The organism is Pseudoclavibacter helvolus (genome assembly GCF_049707175.1).
Classification (GTDB): Bacteria; Actinomycetota; Actinomycetes; order Actinomycetales; family Microbacteriaceae; genus Pseudoclavibacter; species Pseudoclavibacter helvolus_A.
Genome location: NZ_JBNAFM010000001.1, coordinates 71569 through 90231, shown reverse-complemented (window position 1 = coordinate 90231; position 18663 = coordinate 71569). Strand labels below are relative to the sequence as shown.

27 protein-coding genes are annotated in these 18663 nt (G+C 64.3%); 20 read left to right on the top strand and 7 right to left on the bottom strand.

Translation table 11 applies throughout. From position 1 onward, the window contains the following. Nucleotides 1–22: 22 nt before the first annotated feature. From ACPYN9_RS00620 to ACPYN9_RS00595, 6 genes are all read right to left on the bottom strand, one after another. The gene (locus ACPYN9_RS00620) at nucleotides 23–859 is read right to left on the bottom strand and encodes a siderophore-interacting protein (RefSeq protein ID WP_424463005.1); all 837 of its coding nucleotides are present in this window, start codon (nucleotides 857–859) and stop codon (nucleotides 23–25) included. Continuing rightward, nucleotides 856–1674: an ABC transporter ATP-binding protein gene (locus tag ACPYN9_RS00615; protein ID WP_424463003.1), complete on the bottom strand. Its 819-nt coding sequence runs from the start codon at nucleotides 1672–1674 to the stop codon at nucleotides 856–858. Before ACPYN9_RS00615 ends, ACPYN9_RS00620 begins: the two co-directional genes overlap by 4 nt. A 202-nt stretch (nucleotides 1675–1876) precedes the next feature. Then, complete coding sequence (locus ACPYN9_RS00610) at nucleotides 1877–2698, bottom strand: AraC family transcriptional regulator (protein WP_424463002.1); 822 nt, start codon at nucleotides 2696–2698, stop codon at nucleotides 1877–1879. Between the two features lie 323 nt (nucleotides 2699–3021). Next, nucleotides 3022–4158, bottom strand: coding sequence for a tyrosine-type recombinase/integrase (locus ACPYN9_RS00605; protein ID WP_424463000.1), 1137 nt, complete (start codon nucleotides 4156–4158; stop codon nucleotides 3022–3024). Next, entirely contained in the window at nucleotides 4122–4538 is a 417-nt protein-coding gene (locus tag ACPYN9_RS00600; RefSeq protein ID WP_424462999.1) for an ImmA/IrrE family metallo-endopeptidase, read from the bottom strand. Before ACPYN9_RS00600 ends, ACPYN9_RS00605 begins: the two co-directional genes overlap by 37 nt. Beyond that, nucleotides 4510–5016 carry a helix-turn-helix transcriptional regulator gene (locus ACPYN9_RS00595; protein WP_424462997.1) on the bottom strand — a complete coding sequence of 169 codons (507 nt, stop codon included), beginning with the start codon at nucleotides 5014–5016 and terminating at the stop codon, nucleotides 4510–4512. Before ACPYN9_RS00595 ends, ACPYN9_RS00600 begins: the two co-directional genes overlap by 29 nt. Before the next feature lie 66 nt (nucleotides 5017–5082). Here ACPYN9_RS00595 and ACPYN9_RS00590 point away from each other — a divergent pair, with 66 nt between their 5' ends. From ACPYN9_RS00590 to ACPYN9_RS00580, 3 genes are read left to right on the top strand one after another with little or no spacing between them, the layout of a single operon-like run. After that, nucleotides 5083–5304 (top strand): helix-turn-helix domain-containing protein, encoded by a 222-nt coding sequence (locus ACPYN9_RS00590; RefSeq protein ID WP_424462995.1) that lies wholly within the window; start codon nucleotides 5083–5085, stop codon nucleotides 5302–5304. Beyond that, entirely contained in the window at nucleotides 5301–5516 is a 216-nt protein-coding gene (locus tag ACPYN9_RS00585) for a helix-turn-helix domain-containing protein (protein ID WP_424462993.1), read from the top strand. Before ACPYN9_RS00590 ends, ACPYN9_RS00585 begins: the two co-directional genes overlap by 4 nt. A gap of 57 nt (nucleotides 5517–5573) precedes the next feature. Further along, a complete protein-coding gene (locus ACPYN9_RS00580) occupies nucleotides 5574–6344 on the top strand; it encodes a phage antirepressor (RefSeq protein ID WP_424462992.1) in 771 nt (256 codons plus the stop codon). A gap of 119 nt (nucleotides 6345–6463) precedes the next feature. Here the strand turns inward: ACPYN9_RS00580 and ACPYN9_RS00575 are convergent, their stop codons facing one another. Beyond that, nucleotides 6464–6688: a hypothetical protein gene (locus ACPYN9_RS00575; protein ID WP_424462990.1), complete on the bottom strand. Its 225-nt coding sequence runs from the start codon at nucleotides 6686–6688 to the stop codon at nucleotides 6464–6466. Nucleotides 6689–6954: 266 nt separating this feature from the next. Here ACPYN9_RS00575 and ACPYN9_RS00570 point away from each other — a divergent pair, with 266 nt between their 5' ends. The 17 genes from ACPYN9_RS00570 (at nucleotide 6955) to ACPYN9_RS00490 (ending at nucleotide 18189) form a co-directional block, all read left to right on the top strand. Further along, nucleotides 6955–7107 (top strand): hypothetical protein, encoded by a 153-nt coding sequence (locus ACPYN9_RS00570; protein WP_424462989.1) that lies wholly within the window; start codon nucleotides 6955–6957, stop codon nucleotides 7105–7107. Between the two features lie 624 nt (nucleotides 7108–7731). Next, complete coding sequence (locus ACPYN9_RS00565) at nucleotides 7732–8076, top strand: hypothetical protein (protein ID WP_424462988.1); 345 nt, start codon at nucleotides 7732–7734, stop codon at nucleotides 8074–8076. Further along, complete coding sequence (locus ACPYN9_RS00560; RefSeq protein ID WP_424462987.1) at nucleotides 8073–8420, top strand: hypothetical protein; 348 nt, start codon at nucleotides 8073–8075, stop codon at nucleotides 8418–8420. Before ACPYN9_RS00565 ends, ACPYN9_RS00560 begins: the two co-directional genes overlap by 4 nt. 595 nt (nucleotides 8421–9015) lie before the next feature. Next, nucleotides 9016–9585 (top strand): hypothetical protein, encoded by a 570-nt coding sequence (locus ACPYN9_RS00555; protein WP_424462985.1) that lies wholly within the window; start codon nucleotides 9016–9018, stop codon nucleotides 9583–9585. Continuing rightward, entirely contained in the window at nucleotides 9582–10121 is a 540-nt protein-coding gene (locus ACPYN9_RS00550) for a hypothetical protein (protein WP_424462983.1), read from the top strand. Before ACPYN9_RS00555 ends, ACPYN9_RS00550 begins: the two co-directional genes overlap by 4 nt. Nucleotides 10122–10288: 167 nt before the next feature. Beyond that, a complete protein-coding gene (locus tag ACPYN9_RS00545) occupies nucleotides 10289–10555 on the top strand; it encodes a hypothetical protein (protein ID WP_424462981.1) in 267 nt (88 codons plus the stop codon). Then, nucleotides 10548–11057 carry a hypothetical protein gene (locus ACPYN9_RS00540; RefSeq protein WP_424462980.1) on the top strand — a complete coding sequence of 170 codons (510 nt, stop codon included), beginning with the start codon at nucleotides 10548–10550 and terminating at the stop codon, nucleotides 11055–11057. Before ACPYN9_RS00545 ends, ACPYN9_RS00540 begins: the two co-directional genes overlap by 8 nt. Nucleotides 11058–11219: 162 nt before the next feature. Continuing rightward, nucleotides 11220–12116 (top strand): YqaJ viral recombinase family protein, encoded by an 897-nt coding sequence (locus ACPYN9_RS00535; protein ID WP_424462978.1) that lies wholly within the window; start codon nucleotides 11220–11222, stop codon nucleotides 12114–12116. Further along, the gene (locus ACPYN9_RS00530; protein ID WP_424462976.1) at nucleotides 12113–12877 is read left to right on the top strand and encodes an AAA family ATPase; all 765 of its coding nucleotides are present in this window, start codon (nucleotides 12113–12115) and stop codon (nucleotides 12875–12877) included. Before ACPYN9_RS00535 ends, ACPYN9_RS00530 begins: the two co-directional genes overlap by 4 nt. A 154-nt stretch (nucleotides 12878–13031) precedes the next feature. Continuing rightward, entirely contained in the window at nucleotides 13032–13532 is a 501-nt protein-coding gene (locus tag ACPYN9_RS00525; RefSeq protein WP_424462975.1) for a hypothetical protein, read from the top strand. Continuing rightward, nucleotides 13529–13759 (top strand): hypothetical protein, encoded by a 231-nt coding sequence (locus ACPYN9_RS00520; RefSeq protein WP_424462974.1) that lies wholly within the window; start codon nucleotides 13529–13531, stop codon nucleotides 13757–13759. Before ACPYN9_RS00525 ends, ACPYN9_RS00520 begins: the two co-directional genes overlap by 4 nt. Beyond that, the gene (locus ACPYN9_RS00515; protein ID WP_424462972.1) at nucleotides 13707–14381 is read left to right on the top strand and encodes a hypothetical protein; all 675 of its coding nucleotides are present in this window, start codon (nucleotides 13707–13709) and stop codon (nucleotides 14379–14381) included. The genes ACPYN9_RS00520 and ACPYN9_RS00515 overlap by 53 nt, the downstream gene beginning before the upstream one ends. Continuing rightward, nucleotides 14378–14833, top strand: coding sequence for a RusA family crossover junction endodeoxyribonuclease (locus ACPYN9_RS00510; protein WP_424462970.1), 456 nt, complete (start codon nucleotides 14378–14380; stop codon nucleotides 14831–14833). The genes ACPYN9_RS00515 and ACPYN9_RS00510 overlap by 4 nt, the downstream gene beginning before the upstream one ends. Beyond that, complete coding sequence (locus ACPYN9_RS00505; protein WP_424462968.1) at nucleotides 14830–15021, top strand: hypothetical protein; 192 nt, start codon at nucleotides 14830–14832, stop codon at nucleotides 15019–15021. The genes ACPYN9_RS00510 and ACPYN9_RS00505 overlap by 4 nt, the downstream gene beginning before the upstream one ends. Beyond that, on the top strand, nucleotides 15018–15179 hold the full coding sequence (locus tag ACPYN9_RS00500; protein ID WP_424462966.1) for a hypothetical protein: 162 nt from the start codon (nucleotides 15018–15020) through the stop codon (nucleotides 15177–15179). Before ACPYN9_RS00505 ends, ACPYN9_RS00500 begins: the two co-directional genes overlap by 4 nt. Before the next feature lie 53 nt (nucleotides 15180–15232). Continuing rightward, nucleotides 15233–15691 (top strand): hypothetical protein, encoded by a 459-nt coding sequence (locus ACPYN9_RS00495; protein WP_424462964.1) that lies wholly within the window; start codon nucleotides 15233–15235, stop codon nucleotides 15689–15691. Next, a complete protein-coding gene (locus ACPYN9_RS00490) occupies nucleotides 15688–18189 on the top strand; it encodes a DNA methyltransferase (RefSeq protein WP_424462962.1) in 2502 nt (833 codons plus the stop codon). The genes ACPYN9_RS00495 and ACPYN9_RS00490 overlap by 4 nt, the downstream gene beginning before the upstream one ends. The last annotated feature ends 474 nt before the right edge of the window (nucleotides 18190–18663 follow it).

Genomic DNA, 18663 nt, shown 5'->3' with positions numbered 1-18663 from the left:
TTCCGGGCGGTGCGGGGCGCGGTCAGCTCTCGGCGCTGCCGAGCTTCCAATAGCCGGAGAAGGTGACGGAGCTCGGCGGCAGGTCGCACTGTCGAACAAGGTGCCTGCGGATTGTCTTGACCGTCGTCGATTCGCCGGCGACCCAGGCGTAGAACGATCCGGAGATCTCCGCCGCGACAGCCCAGGCGTCGATTGCCTGTGTGAGGCGCTCGCCGTAGGGAAGTTCGCCGCGCACGAGCCAGGTGACCACGACGTCGGTGTTTCCGGCAGGCATCGGCACGCAGTCGGCCGCCGTGGGGACTTCGAGGAAGACGCTGGCTGCAGAGGTCTCCGGGAGGGTTTGGAGGATGTTCCTGACGGCTGGCAGGCCCGACTCGTCGGCAGCGAGCAGAAGCCGACGGGCGCCGCGCGGCTGGAAGTCCATGCCGCCGGTGGAGTCCTCGGCGCGGACATCGGGTCCGACAACGATCAGCTCATCACCGGGCCGGGCCGACGCGGCCCATGCGGTCGCCGGACCAGCTGGCTCGTGGAGCACGAAGTCGATGTCGATCTCGCGTTCGTCGGGGCGCACCGCGCTCGGTGTGTACGTGCGGATGGGGTTGCGCTCGGCGTCGGCGAGGGAGCGCCACCGGGAGTACCAGTCGTTCAGGGATGGCGGCGGTGAGTCTTTGATGCCGAAGTCGCCGTAGGAGCCGTCAGCGTGCTGGAGGACCAGTTTGATGCGGTGGTCGTTGCCGTGCGGGGCGAAGTGCTCGAGCTTGTCACCGCCGAGGGTGATCCTCACGTAGCTGGGCGAGACCTGCGCGACCCGCTTGACCTTGGTGACGAACGGGGGAAAGGGCGTGTGCTGGGTGCTCATGCCGGTACTGCGGCGTGCTCGTGGTGCACAATGGCAGCCCGCGCGAGGGGAACGACCAATGGCGTGCCGGTCTCCGGGTCTGGCACGATGCGGGCGCGCACGCCGAAGACGTCGGCGACGAGCTGCTCGGTGACGACGCTGGTCGGGGGGCCCTCTGCCACGAGCTCGCCCGTTTTGAGCGCGATGAGGTGCGTCGCGTAGCGCGCTGCCTGGTTGAGGTCGTGCAGCACGGCGATGAGGGTCTTGCCCTGTCGGTGCAGTTCCGCGCAGAGCTCGAGTACATCGATCTGGTGGGCGAGGTCGAGGTAGGTGGTGGGCTCGTCGAGCAGCACGACGGGCGTGTCCTGGGCCAAGACCATGGCGATCCACACCCGCTGTCGCTGACCTCCGGAGAGCTCGTCGACGCTGCGCTCGGCCAGCTCGGTCAGTCCCGTGCGTTCGAGCGCATCCTCGACGGCCCGGTCATCGTCGTGGGACCAGCGTCGCAGGAGCCCTTGGTGCGGGTGCCGTCCGCGGGAGACGAGGTCGGCGACCGTGATGGTGTCTGGAGCGATCGAGGTCTGGGGGAGGAGGCCCACGCGCCTGGCGAGTTCCTTCGCCTTGAGCGTGCGGATGTCGGTGGCGTCGAGGAGGACCTGCCCGCTGGCCGCTGGGAGGAGCCGCGCAAGCGACCGCAGCAGCGTCGACTTGCCGCAGGCGTTCGGTCCAACGATGACGGTGAAGGAGCCGGAGGGAATGGTGACCTCGAGGTTCTCGAGGATCGTGCGCTGATCGTAAGCGACCGTCAGCTCAGCGGCCCGGAGCTCGCCGCTCATGCTGCCTCACGCGAGGAAGCGCCGACCGCGCCCGTGCATGTGCGTGGGAACACCTCGCGAGAGGTGATCGCTGGGTGGTGTCGCATGGGTGGTACCAACTTCATCGTGCATCAGACGAACGCAGGCAAGGCTTGCCTTGGTCCAGTATTCCACGATCTGCTGGTCGGCGGCGAGGGCCTCGGCTCGCCGTGTGACGATCTGGTCAGGTTGCGAGCGCGTGCGCCCGATACTGGCCGGGAGTCACGTCGAGGACGCGCCTGAAGGCATCGATGAACGTGCTCGTCTGCGCGTAGCCCAGCGTGCTTGCGACCAGCGCGACGCTTGCGCCCTCTGAGAGCTGCTCGAGCGCCGACTGAACTCGCAGGAGCTGGCGCCAGCTGTGGAACGACACTCCGGTTTCGTTCTGGAAGATGCGGGCGAGCGTCTTGCTGCTGAACTCGAGCGATTCCGCCCAGTCCTCCAGCGATCGCCGATCGCCGGGTTCCGTCGTGAGGGCCTCGGTGATGGGCAGGATGCGACTGTCGCGGGGCATGCGCACGCGCAGGTCGTGCTCGGCCGGCGTGAGGTTGTCGAAGAGGACCCGCTCGATGTTCCGCCGCTGGACTTGGGTGAGGTCTGCCGCCCGCAGGCGGGCGAGGAGCTCGTGGAGCAGCGGCGTGACCGTGACGCCATAGGCGTCCCGTGGCCGCAGGAAGGACTCTCGCTCTGAGAAGAAGGTCGCCTGGAACTCGCAGTGGGCCGAGGTGCGACTGGTGTGCAACGTGTCGGCTGGCACCCAGACTGCGAAGTGTGGCGGAACGACCCACACGCTGCGCTCGACCACCAATTTCATGATCCCCCGTCGGACGGAGAGCAGCTGGCTGACGGGATGCGCGTGGGGCTCCCATTCGAGCGGCTGCCCGTGCTCGCGGGGTGAACGCGTGGTCGCGGCCGGGAGCAACGCGGGAGGCGGCGAGATGTCGGCCTCGAGGACCAGGGTGTGGGAGTCTCGTTGCCACGTTGGCAGCAGTCCGGCGGTGCGCATAGTCCGTCATGGTACACATTCTCGGACCGTTCCAACCATTGCAGTATGCGTAGTCAAGAAGCTCATGCCAATTCTCTGATTTCAAGCCGCTTTTTTGAGCGTTTCCCGACAAGGAAGCTTCGTGCCAGGCCGAGGGGGAGGATGAAAGATGTGGGGCGCATCGGTTTTGTGGTCAGACACGCCTGGTGGTAATGTTTCGGTTCGTCAGGGCCTATGGCGCAGTTGGTAGCGCGCCTCGTTCGCATCGAGAATCCGGTCTTCGGGTCACATCAGGGCTAGTCATGATCCTTCGGGCGTGACCGGCCCTTTTTCTTTGCCTAGCGTCACATCGTTGGGCGTAGTCGGGTTTCACCGGAAACGGCTCTGCCCACCGCCTGCCCACCAGGTTTCCGCATCGCCGCGAGAATCTGAGAACGGTTCGTTTCCGCGAGATGCGCGTACCTCTGAGTGGTCGACGGGTCCATGTGTCCTAGCAGCCGCCCGACCTCAGCAAGTGAAACGCCATCTTGTAGAAGCCAAGACGCGTACGTGTGCCGCAGGTCGTGCACGCGGACATGACCAACATCCGCGCGCGCCACCGCTGGTGCCCACACGCGTTTCGTCCAGGTCGCCACATCCATCACGCCACCGAGTACGCCGTAGAAGACCAGCGCGCCCTCGCATCTGCCTGCTGAGTGTCGATACCCGCACGTCAACTCGCGTTGCAACTGCGGCTTGAGTGACTCCAGCACCCAGTCCGGCACCGGAACTTCCCGAATCCGCTTGCCCTTGGGGTACGGATTGATCGCCCGGGTCTTGCCCACCCAAGCGTCGATGACACGCACGTTCCCTCGCTTCCGGTCAAGACGGGTCGTGTGCAAGCCGGCGAGTTCTCCCCAGCGCACGCCTGTGCCGACGAGGAAGTTCGCGACGGCGAGGTCGCCGCCCTTGAGCTCGTCCGCGATTGCCGCGAACTCTTCGCGAGTGAGGTATCGCTCCGCGGATACGCGCTGCCGCTCGATCTTCACTCGAGCTACTGGGTTCGTTGCGATCAGGCCAGCGTCGACAGCACCTGACATGGACACTGAGAGCACGTTCGCGTACCTGTGGATGGTGGATGGCGCGCGACCTTCCTTGCGCATCTCCGCTGTCCACTTTCGGATCTCGTGCGGTGTGATGTTGCCAAGCTCGATCTTCCCGAACCGGGGGAGGAGCCTGCCGTCGCGGATGTAGACCTCGTCTTTGAGGGTTGCGGCCGACGCCGAACGGGTCGGCCACCACTCTTCGCACCACTCCGCCCATGTCATCCGAGCGCCCTTAGGGTCGATCCACCCGTGCCGCCGCGACTTGGCTTCCTCTTCGGCGGCATCTCGCAGCGCTTCACTCTTCGCCGTGTAGATGCCGGGGATCGTGCGCTTCACGCCGTCAGCGTCACGGTAGCGGCCTATATAGCCACCCTTCCGTTTCTCTGCGAAAGCCATTGTCTTCCCTCCGGAAGTGCTAGGTAGGTGTCGAGGATGCGAGGGGTCACCTGTAGTTCCCGGCACCAGATTCCCGGGTCAGGTGAGAACGCCGCGATGTGTGTGAGGTGTTCGGCGGTGATGAGGTGCGTGGCGGCCCAGCGGTCAGCTTGGCGCTCTTGCTTGGGTGTCGATGTCGTGTGGCCCATGCATGCATGTCCGAGTTCGTGGGCAAGGATGCATCGGTCTTGGATGGGCGGCATGCCTGATCGAAGGATGATCAGGTGCCACGGCGCGTGCCATCGCCCAGGTTCGGGCTGGTCTTCCTCCCACACCACGGGGATGCGGAGGCGGATGGCATGCGCGTACGGGTCATACGGTGTCCGGGTCCAGTTGTTCATGGGTGTCGTCGTCTCCTGCTGCGAAGGGCGTGACGACAGCATCGTCGGAACCACCGACATTCGACACGGCTTCGCTCATGAGCATCGCCGTGATGCGGTTAACGACGACAAGGCGGCGACCCTTGGGGATCTGCCCGAGCATCGCGCCGATCATGCCGAGGTACTGCTCGACGTCGTGGTCTGGCGCATCGTCATTGGTCGGGATGCCGAGGACGACGTACACCTTGCGGAGAACATCTTCCTGCGGCGCGTAGACGCCGTTCTCCATGTTCGAGATGGTGCGGCGGTGCACATTGGCGGCCTCCGCGAGTTCGGTCTGAGTAAGTCCCGCGTCAATACGCGCCGACTTGACCTTGCGCCCAAGTTCGAGCCGCTGTTCAGGCGATGCCCCGGCGAGCCGAATTGGTGACATTTTTTCTTTTTCCCATCTGTCCCGGTAGTTACGGGAAAAACCTAGCAGGTTTTGACCATGGAGCACAACGTCAGGGTGAAATCTGTTCACGCCTGGTCGACAGCGTGAACAGCAGCGCGTAGTGTGATGTTCATGATGAACAGCAATGACGCAGACAACTCGGCGGGCGCAGCCCTCCGAGTCCTGCGGATCAAAGCTGGGCTGACTCTCGCCGATATTGCGGTACGTGCGGACACCTCGGAGTCGTACCTCTCCAATGTCGAGCGAGGCAAGGCTGACGGGTCCAGGGCGTACTTCGCCAAGGTCACCGAGGTCATCGTCGATGCATTCAAGGAAACGCGAGCCGCATCGTGACGTACCTCACCGTCGATGAAGCTGCCGAGGAATATCGGCGTCACCCAGACACGATCCGCAAGGCCCTCAAGTCGGGAGAACTCCAAGGCCACCAGCGCGTTCCGCGCGGCAAGTGGCTGACGAAGCCCGAGTGGGTGGACGAATGGCTAGAAGGCCCCCGTCGCCCCACGCTCGCGGCACTCCGAGCGCAGAAGCGCTCGCGAGGCCGCTGACCCAAACGAAAAGGCCCGACGCGCCAACGTCGGACCCAGACAAGGAAGGCAATCAGAATGCCGAACCCCATCGACCAGCAGACTACAGCACTCGACCTGTTCAACTACAAGGGCATCGAGATCCGGACCGCACTCATCGACGACGCGATCTGGTTCGTCGCCGCCGACGTGGCACGAGTCCTCGGATACCGCGAGGCATACGACCTCACCCGCAACCTCGACGACGACGAGAAGGGTCCGCAGAATGTGCGGACCCCTGGCGGCGAGCAGACCCTCACCGTCATCTCGGAAGCCGGCCTCTACTCGGCCATCATCCGGAGCCGCATCGAGTCGGCTAAGCCGTTCCGCCGCTGGATCACACACGAGGTCATCCCCGCCATCCGCAAGACCGGCTCGTACGGGATCGCGGAGCTCACCGGCCCGGAACTCATGGCCCGTGCGCTCCTCGAAGCCGCATCGACGATCGAGGCTCGCGACAACCGCATCGCTGAACTCGAACCCGCCGCGACCTCATGGGACAAGCTCGCATCCGCTTCCGGCGACTACAGCGCTCGTGACGCCGCGCAGGTGCTCTCCCGTGGTGGTGTGCAGATCGGGCAGAACCGTCTCTTCAAGTGGCTCCGCGAGAACAAGTGGATCGACGCGACCAGTCGCCCCTACCAGCGGTTCGTTGACCAGGGGCTGATCTCGGAGCGCATCCGTTCGTTCCGCATCGTCCGCACCAACGGGGAAGAGCAGCTCGCACCGCCTCAGGTGCGCATCACGGCGAAGGGCATTGACGCCATCCGCCGCGCACTCGCGCCCGCAACAGCACAAATCGAGGCATGACCATGGCAATCTCTACGAGCACCCAGTGGGAACGCGACGACCGTCGCGACGCGCTGTTGGAACGCATCGCGACGGCAGTGGAAACGCTCGCCGCAAACGCGCCGAGGAAGGGTGACGCTCTACGCGTCTACCGGGCTCCCGCTCGTGTCGAACAGGACGAACGGCACGTTGGCATTGATGTTCAGGACGGCAACCCCGTCCGGGGTGTCGATCCGGAAGAGAGTGCTGTTGAGTCCAGCTTCGGCGGCGGAGCGGAGGCCGTCGAGGACGCGGGCTTCGAGGGACTCAGCGGTTTCGTCAGCGGTGATGAAGTCTCGTCCGTCGTAGCGGATGGCGGCGGGCATGGTTCTCCTTCGGTTGGTGGCTCGGGGGCTGGCACTCCCGATGTCGTTACGCCAAGCGTAGGAGACGCTGCCGGTCCGGGGGTTCCTTCTTCGACCGGGCCGGCAGCACCTTCGGTTTGGGAGAGCGGATATCCGCGCGAGACGCCTCGGTCTGTCGGTGGCCGCGTTTGGCTCGGGAAAACTTGCCTGACTCCGGAGGAAGCTATGCACCTCGCTGGTGGGTTGTCCGCTCGTGCAGTCGTGGCTTCTGAGCATGGGAGGAAGTCGTGACCCGCCCCACTCGTCTGGCCCGCACCGTCTTGGTCGCGTCCCTGGTCCTGGTTGTCGTCTCTGCCGTCTTCCCTCCGATGTTCCCGATCGTGGCCATGTCTGCCGTGTTCGCGACTCTCGCTTACCTGAACAACCGGGAGCGTGTGTGATGCGTCTCCTCCTCGTGGCGGTCGTCGCCTACTTCCTGTCCGGCCCGTGTCGGGTGGTGTGGCGGGAGTGACCCCGGAAGCCTGGCAGTTCGCGACCGCCCTGACCTTGGGCGTGTGCCTCGTCCTGATCTCTCTCCCTGGCCTGTTGGGCCGCAACAAGTAGCACCTATCTGACCGTCACGGTCACTGCCTTCCCGGGTCAAGCCGGGTGGGTGGGCTGGTTTCGTGCACCCAAAAACGGGTGCCACGGGCCTTGAACAACCTCATATAGCCCCTCGCGGAAAGCGTTTGAAGCGTCGTCCAGCCTGACCTCCGGGTCGATATGGAGCAGCCGATGAGCAATCCCGGTATCCAGCACGCGAGTGGGCATGTCAAAGATCCGGAGGTATGTCCCTCCGGTGAAAACCAAGCGCGTAGCTGGCCCTTCTGTGGTGCCCCTCAGGGGTTGAACGAGCACGAGGCGCGCATTTCACACGCATGTAGCTGGCCCTTCGGGGTGCCCGTGGCGGGCTAAGCGAGCACGAGGCATGCAGCGGCGGCACAGGAACCCCGAGCGGGTGTGCTTCCACCGGGGATCGGCACCCCGGCGTCGCACGGAAGAACAACGACGACATGGAGGTCGCAATGACGACAACGAAGTTTGATCCAGTGGAGGGCAAGGACTACAGCGTCTGCTCCACGTGCGGCGAGACGTTCGCCACGGAGGCGCTCTCGGACGAGCATCTGCGGCTCACCGGGCCGCGCACGAATCCGGGTGTCTCGCGCAGTCACAGCGTGAGCATCAGGAACCCGAGCAGGGAGAACCGCATCCGCAACCGGCTCGACGACATCGTTGATGAAGCCGTGCGGGAAGCGACGGGGCAGTTCTGGGATCTCGTGAACGCCGACCACGTGACGGCGGAGGAAGTCACGAAGGCGCTGGTTTTCCATGACGACTTCGGCGACACGTGGCGCGAGGAACAGGCATGAACCGCCGCTCTCTCCTCTCCGCTTGGTCTGTCCCGGTGGTTGCTGTGGCGGTTGCGGCCCCGTTGGCGGCAGCGTCGGTGCGGAAGTCGATGGTGTGCGTGGATACGGCGGGCACGTACGAGATCAACGGCAACATTCTGACGATCCGGTACCGGGTCGCGCCGGACATCTACGAGGTCAACGCTCGCGGCAGTGGCTGGTCGAAGTCCTACGGCACGAACTACGGCACCGCACCCAAACGCGGGGCCACGTACTGGGAGATCGAACTCCCCGGCCCGCCGACGTGGATTCAGTGCCATGGGTTCAACGCGCACTACGGCGAGAGCAGCTGTCCCGTGCGGTGACAACAGGTTTCTCGTGGCCGGGCTGTGCAGGGCGTGGCACGGCATGGCAGGTCTCGGCTTTCAGGGGTGCGTCTGACTAATCGCACACACGCTGGTGATGGTCGCAGTTCGGTGGTTCGACTCCACCGACCGGCGCTGTCGAGGCACGCCAAGGCTTGGCGAGGCACGGTATGGCACCGCATGGCATGGAAGTGGCGATGGTCTTCGCTGGGGTTCGATTCCCCGGGTCACGCGCTCACGGCGTGGCCAGGCTGGGCCAGGCAGGGTTCGGCAGGACTTGGGCGCTTCGGCGCGGTTGGGTGAACGGTTCACGGGGAGGTTCGATTCCTCCCGCACCCGCTCCCGAAAGGGAAATCAGGGCGAGCCTAGGTTTGGCACGGCGGGGCGCGGCAAGGCGCGCCAAGGCATGGATACGTCAGGACGGCATACACGCGGGGTTCGAGTCCCCGGCTGGCGCTGCTCGAAAGAGCAAATCGAATCGTGGCAGGGCTGGGTATGGCGTGACAACGCGTGCCTGGGCATGGCGCGGCAACGCAAGGAGAAGGCCCCGCGAGTTACCGCTCGCGGGGCCTCAATCACAAGAAAAGAGAATCTCATGCAGAAATTCGTTATCGAGCTTACCGGGACCGCCCCGATCCTCATGCACAATTCCCGTCTGGCAGACAAGCTCGACCCGATCACCAAGGCCAAGGCTCTCGTGTCCGCGAAGAAGCGGAAGACGGAAGAAGACGACCTCGAATTGAGCCGTCTCGAGTTCCTCGGTGGTCTCTACTTCGATCAGACGGTCGGCCCGTACCTCCCCGGCGACAACATCTTCAAGTCGCTCGTCGAAGCTGCCCGCAAGTCGAAGCAAGGCAAGCAGGTCGAGCAGGGGCTGTTCATCACAACCAACGAGAACCCCCTCATCTACGACGGCCCGCGCGGCATCGACGGGCTGTGGGCCGACCAGAACTTCGTGTTCCGCCGCACCGTGAAGCAGCAGATGAGCCGCATCACCCGCACCCGCCCGATCTTCACCGAGTGGTCCACGGAAGTGGAGGGTGCGTTCGACCCGAACGTGCTCGACAAGAAGGACGTGGAGAACTTCGCGCAGATCGCCGGCGCATACATCGGCGTCGGTGACTGGCGTCCCCGATACGGGCGCTTCGAGGCGGTCGTGAAGTGAGCTTCGAAAAGGTCGGGGAGAAGTCGCGGCGGGAGCTCGCGCTCGACGTGCTGAGGCTCCACAGCCCCGGTGATGTTGTCGCGTACAACGAACTCGCGGAAGCGCTCGGCGTGGACCCCGACGACGAACGAGTCGTCGTGCAAGCCGCCGTCCGGAACGCCGCGATCGAGTTCCTCGACGTGGACCTGCACGCCGTCGAGGCGGTCCAGAACCAGGGGTACCGCATCGTGCGTGCCGACGAACACGTACGCCTCGCGCACAAGCTCCAGAAGCGCTCCACCCGAGCGCTCAAGCGGGGTCGCAAGACGGTGCAGAAGGTCGACATGAACGGCATGGACCCGAACTTGCGCCGTGTGGTCGAAGCCACCGGGCAGGCGTTCGCGTTGCAGATCGACTTCAACCGCCGCATGGACGTGCGCCAGACGAACATCGAGAAGGCCGTCGTGTCCGTCGCCAAGAAACAGGAACGCTCCGACGCGGAAATCGCGGAGCTGCAAGAACGTCTCGCACGCCTCGAAAAGAGCCGCGAGAGCTAAGAGCCTCCCCAAGCATGGCTGGGCAAGTCATGGCTAGGCACGCCGAGGCAGGGCCAGGCAGGGCATGGAACCGCTTCGGCGGTCGGAGCGAGCGTGAAGGCGTCTACCCGGTTCGAGTCCGGGCGTTCCGCTGACCCATCCAATACATCTAAACGAAAGGGACACCGATGTCCACTCCAACTCTCGCCATCCCAGGTTCCCTCATGCGCGGCGAACCCGGCAAAATGCGCCGCCGTCACTGCGACCGATGCGACGTGCCCCTGGGAGGCACGCACGGCATGCTCTGCTCGCCCTGCGTCGCCGACATCATCACGTCCTGCCACGCGAAAACGGCACCCATCATGGAACGCCTCACCGCCGAATACGACGGGCCAGCGACGACCAAGAACCGGCGCATCCGAGCCGCCACGGCTGCCGAGGTGTGGTGTGGCTAAGCCGAAGTCCCCAACCGCGTGGTTTCGGCGGGCGGCGGAGGAATGCGGGGGCCGGAAGGTCGTATCCACACCAACCACGGAATCGTGGCAGTTCCCGGACGGGGGCTGGTTCACGCACCACAAGAACCACAAATGGGGAGCCACCGGCGTCACCGTCCGCAAAATTCAGGAGCGGTACGCGAAACCCCACGACGAATACCACCTCGGCGTGAAACGCCCCGGGAAACCCGACATGGACATGAAGCGGTTGCAGACCACAACCCACGCCATCGCGAGGTGGTCGCAGATGCGGGCACAAGCGGGCCTCGACTACCGCGACTTGATTCTGACCCTGCAAACCCCTGAACGCGTCGTCTGGTCGGAGAAGCACGAGTCGTGGCTGTGGGTGCGGGACATGCTCGCGATCCCCGTCGTCGAAGTCGGTGCACGCCTGGTCGTGAAGACCGTCCTGTGGACGAGCAACGAACTGTGGGAGCAGCACCCGAGGGGCGACCGTGGCTAGGTCCAGCGGCCAGATGCGGTCCTGGAACACGGCCATACGCGACTGCGACTGCGGCTTCCACGGCCTCATCGAAATCGAGTCCGACCCGGAAGTCGGGGAAGCGTACTGGGACTGCCCCGACTGCGAACACGCGGGCCGAGACAAGGAACGAACGGAGTACCTATGACGCTGATCCGAGTCGACGTGACCCCGGACACCCCCGAGTGGCTCGAGGAGCGCAAAGGCAGCGTTGGTGCGTCGCAGGCAGGACCAATCATCGGCCTCTCCGAGTTCGGCGAAACCCCGCTGAGTGTGTACCTGTCGAAGATAGGGCGGGGAATTCCGTTCGACCCGACACTCGCGTACGTCACTCACGCCGCAGAACCGCTCATCGACGGATGGGTGCGAGAGTTTCACCCCGAACTCGGAACGATCGAGCCGGGATACATGGCCCGCAACTCCGACCACCCATGGCTGCACGCCACGTTCGACCGTGTCCTGCTCAGGCCGGACGGGAAGCGCGTGCCTTTGCAGTTCAAGACCTCATCACCGTTCATGCGCGACAAATGGGACAAGGGGCCGCTCCCGCAATACCTCGCGCAAGAAGACGTGGAGTGCCTCGTGCTCGACGCCGACGAGGCGATCCTCGTCGTCTGGCACTACGGCACCGACTTCGAGATCTACCGACTCAAGCCGGACCGGGAACGGCAGCTCGCACTGAGCGCCGCCGCGAAGGATCTCATGGAGCGCGTCGCTGAGCGTCGACCGCCGGCGGCTTCCCTCGGCGATGACCTCGCCGCCCTCTACCCGCAGTCGCTCGAGAAGGCAATCACTGCCGACACTGACGCGTTCGACGCGTGGGCGATGTTGGTCGAGACATCCATCTTCAAGCGTCAAGCGGTCGCGGAGTTCGACGAGCAGATCGCCGACGCGAAGTTCCAACTCGAAGAGTTCATGCGCGACGCGACGCACCTCATCGACCCCAACAACTCGACCCTTCTGCACACGTGGAAGGAAGACAAGAACGGCAACCGGCGTCACTTCACGCCGAAGAAAGAAGAACAGAGGTTCAAGAGATGACACTCACTACACGCAAGCCGTCCGGGAAGCCGTCGTGGCCCGCGCTGCTCATCGCTGGTCAGGAGAAGACGGGGAAGTCGTGGGCGTGCGCTCAGGCGTCCGCTTCGCCTCGCATCGGTCGCACCCTGTGGGTGGGGATCGGGGAGACGGACCCGGACGAGTACGGCTCGATCCCGGGTGCGGATTTCGAGATCGTTGAGCACAACGGCACGGTCGCGGACATCATCCGTGTCTTGTCCGAGGTCGCATCGCTTCCGCATGATCCGGAGAAGCCGACGCTGCTGGTCGTGGATTCCATGACGAAGTTGTGGGAGCAGTGCTCGCAGTGGGCGCAGACCACGGCCAACAGTCGCGCGAAGAACGGCGCTGAGGGCGTCGTGACGATGGATCTTTGGAACCGGGCGAAGAAGTACCACTCGCATGCGGTGCAGGCGATCCTCGCGCACAACGGGCCGTCGCTCATGACTGCTCGTCTGGAAGCGGTCACCGTCATGGACGACCGGGGCAAGCCGACACCGATCAAGGCGGACAAGATCAAGTCGGAGAAGGGCCTCCCGTACGAGGTCGACGGCGTGATCGAGATGCCGGAGCGCGGGCAGGTGTTCATCACGGGCGTCCGCTCGGTGGCCCTGCAACTGCCGGAGCGGAAGGCGTTCCCGGGGTTCACCGTCGACGGACTGTGGGAGGCGATGGGCCTCGAGAACACGGCTCCGCGTCAGGTCGCGGCTTCGGCTGAGGAGAACACGGAGACCACCTCATGACCCGCTTCGTGAAGTTCCTCGCGTTCATCGTCACGTCGTCTCAACTGTTGGCGAGTGTGCGGATCGGGAAAAGGAAGGGAGGAAGGCTGTGAACGAATACACGGCAAGCAACGGGGTGAAGGTCTACCAGCACGCGTCAGACGGAAGTTCGCGCATGTCGGTCCGAGACGACAACCCGCGCCAGGTTGCCGGACACGTCACGCCACAGGCGATCCGGACCTACCTAGATCCTCGACAGGTTGAAGGTCTCCGCGAGTTTTTCCAGGCCCAGGCTGACGAAAGGCTCGACCGGTGGCGTGACCCGGAGCAGCCGGAACGTGTGGTCTACAGGTATGGCGACGATCGCCTCCTGATCCTGGACGAAACGGACGGTGATCACTGGATGGCGCATTTCATCGAGGGCGGACTGCATACGGAGGTTGGCGATGCAGAGTCGACTGTCGCCGCATGGCTCGCCGCTCACCCGGAGCCGAAGCCCTGGCAGGACGCGGAGCCCGGCGAACTGTGGTCGGTGACCACGGCCAACCAGGAGGACGTGCGCTGTTTCGTTGTCCACAACGAGCCGATCTCGTTCGTCACGACCGACGACACGCACCACTTCCTGGACGCGATCGTGTCCGCTCACCGCATCTATCCGCCCGCGGACCCGTCATGACGGGTCTCACGGAGCGCCACGAGGTGCAGGCAGCTCGGGATGACATGCGTGTCGCGAAAGCCCGCCTCGCGGTGGTGTCGGATCTCGTGGGGCAGTCGCAAGCGAAGTACGAGGCGACGCACGAGATCCTGCGGGCGTCACAAGCCGTCATCGATGCCGCGGGCCATTCCCTCGATGCCCTCGACCGGGCGCTACAACTCAACGAACAGGAGGAAGAACGTGGCTGAATACACGCCGACCATCGCAGACCTCAAAGAGGCGTACGTCCAGTTCTGTACATGGAAGCGAGAGCCAACCTGCGGACGAGTCCAGGCAGAGACCGAGTTCGAGGCTGCGATGACCGACGAGCGCGCGAAGCGACCCGACCGGGAGCACCTGAGGACTGTGGCGGAGCAGCGGTACGACTACCTCTCTCCCCGCCCCCGGGCTGAGTCCATTGACGATTTCATGGCTGGCGTGGACGTTGTGCTTGCCGAACTCGCCGAGCTTGCCCTCGAACCCGATGCCCGCGAGGAACCGAAGGCCCCGAAGATCGAGAACCTGGAGATCATCGGAGGGTGGCTCGTGGAGCGCGGCGTGCATCCGGGCGAGTACCCTGCCGGCGCGGCCTACGGGATGCTTCCCGACAGCGACGCTGAGCCGCTCATGGACCTCTCCAAGATCCCGGGGTGGCCCGAGGCCCGCGAGGTCACCGATCTGAAGGCAGAGCTGCTGAAGCTCGCGTCCGAGGAGTCCTGGTGTGGGGAATGCACGCTCGCGGACGACGTGGAGAAGTTGCTCCTGAGTGCGGATGAGTACGCGGCGCTCATCTCGGATCGTGAGGAAGCGCGACGGAAGGCTAGGCGATGAAACCACCTAACCATTCCGCGCCGTCTTCGCCGCCCGAACCGTTCCCGGTTCCGGGCGGTGTTTCGTTTTCGGTGGTCGGTCGTCCTGCCCCTCAGGGGTCGAAGCGTGCGGTTCGTCCGGGGGTGATGGTGGAGATGTCGAAGTACGTGAAGCCGTGGCGTCGGGACGTGGAGGCCGCGGGGAAAGAGGCTGTCGGTGACGGCTGGACGCCGTTGGATGGGGCGCTGCTGTTGGACGTGGTGTTCGTGCAGGTCCGCCCCAAGTCGGCCCCGAAGGATCGCGTGCACCCGACCGTCGCACCCGATCTGTCGAAGCTCGTGCGCTCCACGGAAGATGCCCTCACGACCGCCGGGATTATCCGCGACGACGCCCGAATCACCGACCTCCACGCTTACAAGCGCTACGACGACTGGTCCGGCGCGATCATCACAATTCGGGAGGTGACCGCATGACCCGCAAGCACGTATCGCAGCCGGTGTGGGCGTGGCACTGCGACTCGTGCGGCAGGCCCGAGTTCGAGCTTTCGTTCACGCAGTCCGGGCTACCCACTCCAGACGAGATGCGCGAACGCGGCTGGCACGTCGCGGACCTGTACGGCGACGCTTGCCCCGATTGCCAGGAAGGAAAGGTGACCGCATGAGACCCGAGATTCGCAAGCGCAACGGCGAATGGCAAGCCACCTGGCAGACGGAAACCGGGGAGTACACGGTGGTCGGGGACTGGTCGGATGTCATGTACGAAGCCGACCGGGCCGTCATCTTCTGGCGGTTCGCGAACATCGCGGAAGCCTGCTCGTGAGGGTGGACGCGACCCCTGCCCGTGACCATGCGTTGTCGTTGCTCGCTGGCGGCATGACGTGGTCTGCGATCGCTGACGCGGCGGGGTTGCCGTTGTCGACGGTGTTCACGTTGCAGCGGGTGAGGAAGTGCACGGTCGAGACGGAAGCCGCCGTGCTGGGGGTGCGCTTGAACTTGTTCGCGACGAAGCGTATCCCTGCTGCGGGCACGAAGCGCCGCGTCGAAGGGCTCGCGCTCCTCGGATGGTCGAAGCAGGCCATCGCCGACGAAGCGGGAGTGTCCAGAGAGTCCCTCGTAGCGGCATGCACGGGCAGGAACCAGTTCGTGCGCCCCTGGCTCGCCCACAGCGTCGCGAAGGCCACAGGCAGGCTCCTGACGCGCACACCCACCGAAACGCGACGCGTCGTCTCGCGGAGCATCTCCGACGCCAAGGCGAAAGGGTACGTGCCCCTCATGGCGTGGGAATCGCTTGACGACCCGACAGAGAAACCGAAAGGAGTGGTGGCCGCATGAGCGACTACGAACAGTTCTTGCACGGCAAGGTGGCATTCGAGAAGCACTACGGCTTCGACGTGCCAGAGAGTGATGTGAACCCGATCCTCAAGGATCACCAGGCGGCTATTGTCCGTTGGGCGGTCAAGGGTGGCAGGCGGGCAATCTTCGCCGCGTTCGGACTTGGGAAGTCCGTCATGCAACTCGAAGCACTACGCCTCATCCTCGCAGCAAGAGGTGGTTCCGCCCTGATTGTCGCGCCGCTCGGTGTGCGCGGCGAGTTCAAACGCGACGGGCGAATGCTCGGCATCGAAACGAAGTTCGTGAAGCGCACCAGCGAGCTCGACGGGCCCGGCGTGTACGTCACGAACTACGAGAGCGTGAGGGACGGCAAGCTGGACGTCTCCGGCTTCACGGCCGTCAGCCTCGACGAAGCATCAGTGCTCCGATCGTTCGGGTCGAAGACCTACCAGTCGTTCCTCACCATGTTCGATGGGATCGAGTTCCGATTCGTCGCCACGGCAACGCCCTCACCGAATCGCTACAAAGAGCTGATCCATTACGCCGGATATCTCGGCGTCATGGACACCGGCGCGGCGCTCACCCGATGGTTCCAGCGAGACTCGACGAAGGCCAACAATCTCACCTTGTACCCGCACAAGGTGCAGGAGTTCCACCTGTGGCTGTCGACGTGGGCGATCTTCCTACAGTCGCCGGCCGATCTTGGTTTCGACGCGACCGGTTACAGCCTCCCACCGCTCGAAGTCCAATGGGAGGAAGTGCAAACGCAGCTGCTCTCCGATCAGACCGACCGGGACGGCCAGGCCCTGATGTTCAAGGACTCCGCGCTGTCCCTCAAGGATGCGGCGCGAGAGAAGCGCGACACGATACCGGCGCGCATCGAGCGGATGCTCGGAATCCTCGACACCTACGATCCGCTCGATCAAGTCGTGATCTGGTGCGACCTGAACTCCGAACAGGACGCAATCGAAAAAGCCCTCGCCTCGCGGGGGCTTTCGTACTCCTCCGTGCACGGATCACTCGAGGACGACGAGAAGGAACGCCGCATCGACGAATGGCGCGACGGGAAAACCGTGGCGCTCATCGGCAAGCCAGTGATGCTCGGACAAGGCCTCAACCTGCAGCAGTGCAACAAGGCCGTGTTCGTGGGCGTCACCTACAAGTTCAACGACGCCATTCAGGCAGTGCACCGCATCCAACGCTTCGGGCAAACCCGGACCTGCGATGTGCGGTTCATCTACGCCGACTCCGAACGTGGAGTTGTCGAAGAGCTGCAACGCAAATGGCAACAGCATGAAGGGCTGACAGAGAAGATGACCGACATCATCAGGGAGCACGGCCTGAACCGTTCGGACGTGGCCGAAATCCTCACCCGCTCGATGGGCGTCGAACGGCTCGAAGCGTCCGGAGAGGGCTGGACGCTCGCGCACAACGATTCCGTGGTGGAGCTGCGCGACCACATCGACGAGAACAGCCTTGATCTGGTCGTCACATCCATCCCGTTCGCCAACCACTACGAGTACACGCCCAGCTACAACGACTTCGGACACACCGACAACAACGACCACTTCTGGGCGCAGATGGACTTCCTCACGCCTGGCCTGTGGAACGCGTTGAAGCCGGGCCGCATCTACGCCTGCCACGTGAAGGACCGCATCAACTTCGGCAACGTGACCGGCGCGGGCATCCCCACGGTTTCCCCGTTCCACGTCGAGGCGATCCAGCACGGCATCAAGCATGGCTTCGACTACATGGGCATGATCACCGTCGTTACCGACGTGGTGAGGGAGAACAACCAGACATATCGCCTCGGCTGGTCGGAAATGGCGAAGGACGGCACGAAGATGGGCGCGGGGTCACCCGAGTACATTCTCCTGTTCCACAAGCCGCAGAGCGACCGATCAAAGGGGTACGCGGACACTCCTGTCACGAAAGACAAGGGCGAGTACACCCGGGCGCGTTGGCAAGTCGACGCGCACGCGTTCTGGCGTTCGTCGGGGGATCGCCCAATCACGCCGGAAGAGCTCGCGGCGTTGCCGGTCGAGGACCGATCGAGGGTGTTCACGGATCAGACGCTCAAGCAAGTGTACGACTACGAATCCCACATCAAGGTAGGCGAGGCGTTGGATGCGCGAGGTGCACTCCCGGCAACGTTCATGTCGCTCGCGCCGGGGTCTTGGCACCCGGAAGTGTGGCACGACGTGAATCGGATGCTCACCCTGAACGGGGAGCAGGTGCGCCGCAACGTCCAGATGCATGTCTGCCCCCTGCAGTTCGACATTGTTGACCGTCTGATCGAGCGGTACTCGAACCCGGGGGACCTGGTTTATGACCCGTTCATGGGGCTCGGCACGGTCGCAGTGCGCGCGATGAAGGCCGGTCGACGTGCTCGCGGGTCCGAGCTGAACCCCGGGTACTGGGCGGATTCAGTGAAGTACGCGGAGGCAGAAGAGCGGAAGCATGCGATGCCGTCCCTGTTCGATCTGGATGCAGCGTGACCGCCTACCCGAAGCCCGTCAAGCGTGCTCGTCGCCCGTCGACGATGCCTCGCAAGCTCGTGCAGCAGGTCATCGACCGGGACGGTGGGGCGTGCGTCCACAACGGGCGCACCTGCACCGGGATCGCGACGGTCGCTGACCATCGCGCGAACCGAGGCGTCGGGGGAGCAGCAGTCCTGAACTGTGCCAGCAACCTCGTCGCGTCCTGTGTGCTCTGCAACAACGGCAAAGAAGACGCGCACGGGGAACACCGTCAGGAGTTGGTGAGGCGCGGCATTCGCGTCATCCCCGACAGCACCCACGCGAAGACCCTAATCCGCGCTCAATCAACGCCCGTCCAATACCCGGACGGGCGATGGTGGCTTCTCACCCCGGACGGGTCGCGGGAACCGACAGAAGGACCAAGAGAGGAGGTGTGAATAGTCCACATGTTCGATCCGCAACCTTCAACCATCGCTTCAACCCACTTGTCCA

Coding starts and splice junctions, on each gene's coding strand:
- ACPYN9_RS00490 (WP_424462962.1), top strand. CDS start 15,688: ATGAGCGACTACGAACAGTTCTTGCACGGCAAGGTGGCATTCGAGAAG.
- ACPYN9_RS00580 (WP_424462992.1), top strand. CDS start 5,574: ATGCCGAACCCCATCGACCAGCAGACTACAGCACTCGACCTGTTCAAC.
- ACPYN9_RS00495 (WP_424462964.1), top strand. CDS start 15,233: ATGACGTGGTCTGCGATCGCTGACGCGGCGGGGTTGCCGTTGTCGACG.
- ACPYN9_RS00505 (WP_424462968.1), top strand. CDS start 14,830: ATGACCCGCAAGCACGTATCGCAGCCGGTGTGGGCGTGGCACTGCGAC.
- ACPYN9_RS00590 (WP_424462995.1), top strand. CDS start 5,083: ATGATGAACAGCAATGACGCAGACAACTCGGCGGGCGCAGCCCTCCGA.
- ACPYN9_RS00600 (WP_424462999.1), bottom strand. CDS start 4,538: ATGAACAACTGGACCCGGACACCGTATGACCCGTACGCGCATGCCATC.
- ACPYN9_RS00555 (WP_424462985.1), top strand. CDS start 9,016: ATGCAGAAATTCGTTATCGAGCTTACCGGGACCGCCCCGATCCTCATG.
- ACPYN9_RS00525 (WP_424462975.1), top strand. CDS start 13,032: ATGTCGGTCCGAGACGACAACCCGCGCCAGGTTGCCGGACACGTCACG.
- ACPYN9_RS00510 (WP_424462970.1), top strand. CDS start 14,378: ATGAAACCACCTAACCATTCCGCGCCGTCTTCGCCGCCCGAACCGTTC.
- ACPYN9_RS00560 (WP_424462987.1), top strand. CDS start 8,073: ATGAACCGCCGCTCTCTCCTCTCCGCTTGGTCTGTCCCGGTGGTTGCT.
- ACPYN9_RS00620 (WP_424463005.1), bottom strand. CDS start 859: ATGAGCACCCAGCACACGCCCTTTCCCCCGTTCGTCACCAAGGTCAAG.
- ACPYN9_RS00520 (WP_424462974.1), top strand. CDS start 13,529: ATGACGGGTCTCACGGAGCGCCACGAGGTGCAGGCAGCTCGGGATGAC.
- ACPYN9_RS00565 (WP_424462988.1), top strand. CDS start 7,732: ATGACGACAACGAAGTTTGATCCAGTGGAGGGCAAGGACTACAGCGTC.
- ACPYN9_RS00500 (WP_424462966.1), top strand. CDS start 15,018: ATGAGACCCGAGATTCGCAAGCGCAACGGCGAATGGCAAGCCACCTGG.
- ACPYN9_RS00610 (WP_424463002.1), bottom strand. CDS start 2,698: ATGCGCACCGCCGGACTGCTGCCAACGTGGCAACGAGACTCCCACACC.
- ACPYN9_RS00615 (WP_424463003.1), bottom strand. CDS start 1,674: ATGAGCGGCGAGCTCCGGGCCGCTGAGCTGACGGTCGCTTACGATCAG.
- ACPYN9_RS00515 (WP_424462972.1), top strand. CDS start 13,707: ATGCCCTCGACCGGGCGCTACAACTCAACGAACAGGAGGAAGAACGTG.
- ACPYN9_RS00575 (WP_424462990.1), bottom strand. CDS start 6,688: ATGCCCGCCGCCATCCGCTACGACGGACGAGACTTCATCACCGCTGAC.
- ACPYN9_RS00605 (WP_424463000.1), bottom strand. CDS start 4,158: ATGGCTTTCGCAGAGAAACGGAAGGGTGGCTATATAGGCCGCTACCGT.
- ACPYN9_RS00545 (WP_424462981.1), top strand. CDS start 10,289: ATGTCCACTCCAACTCTCGCCATCCCAGGTTCCCTCATGCGCGGCGAA.
- ACPYN9_RS00530 (WP_424462976.1), top strand. CDS start 12,113: ATGACACTCACTACACGCAAGCCGTCCGGGAAGCCGTCGTGGCCCGCG.
- ACPYN9_RS00535 (WP_424462978.1), top strand. CDS start 11,220: ATGACGCTGATCCGAGTCGACGTGACCCCGGACACCCCCGAGTGGCTC.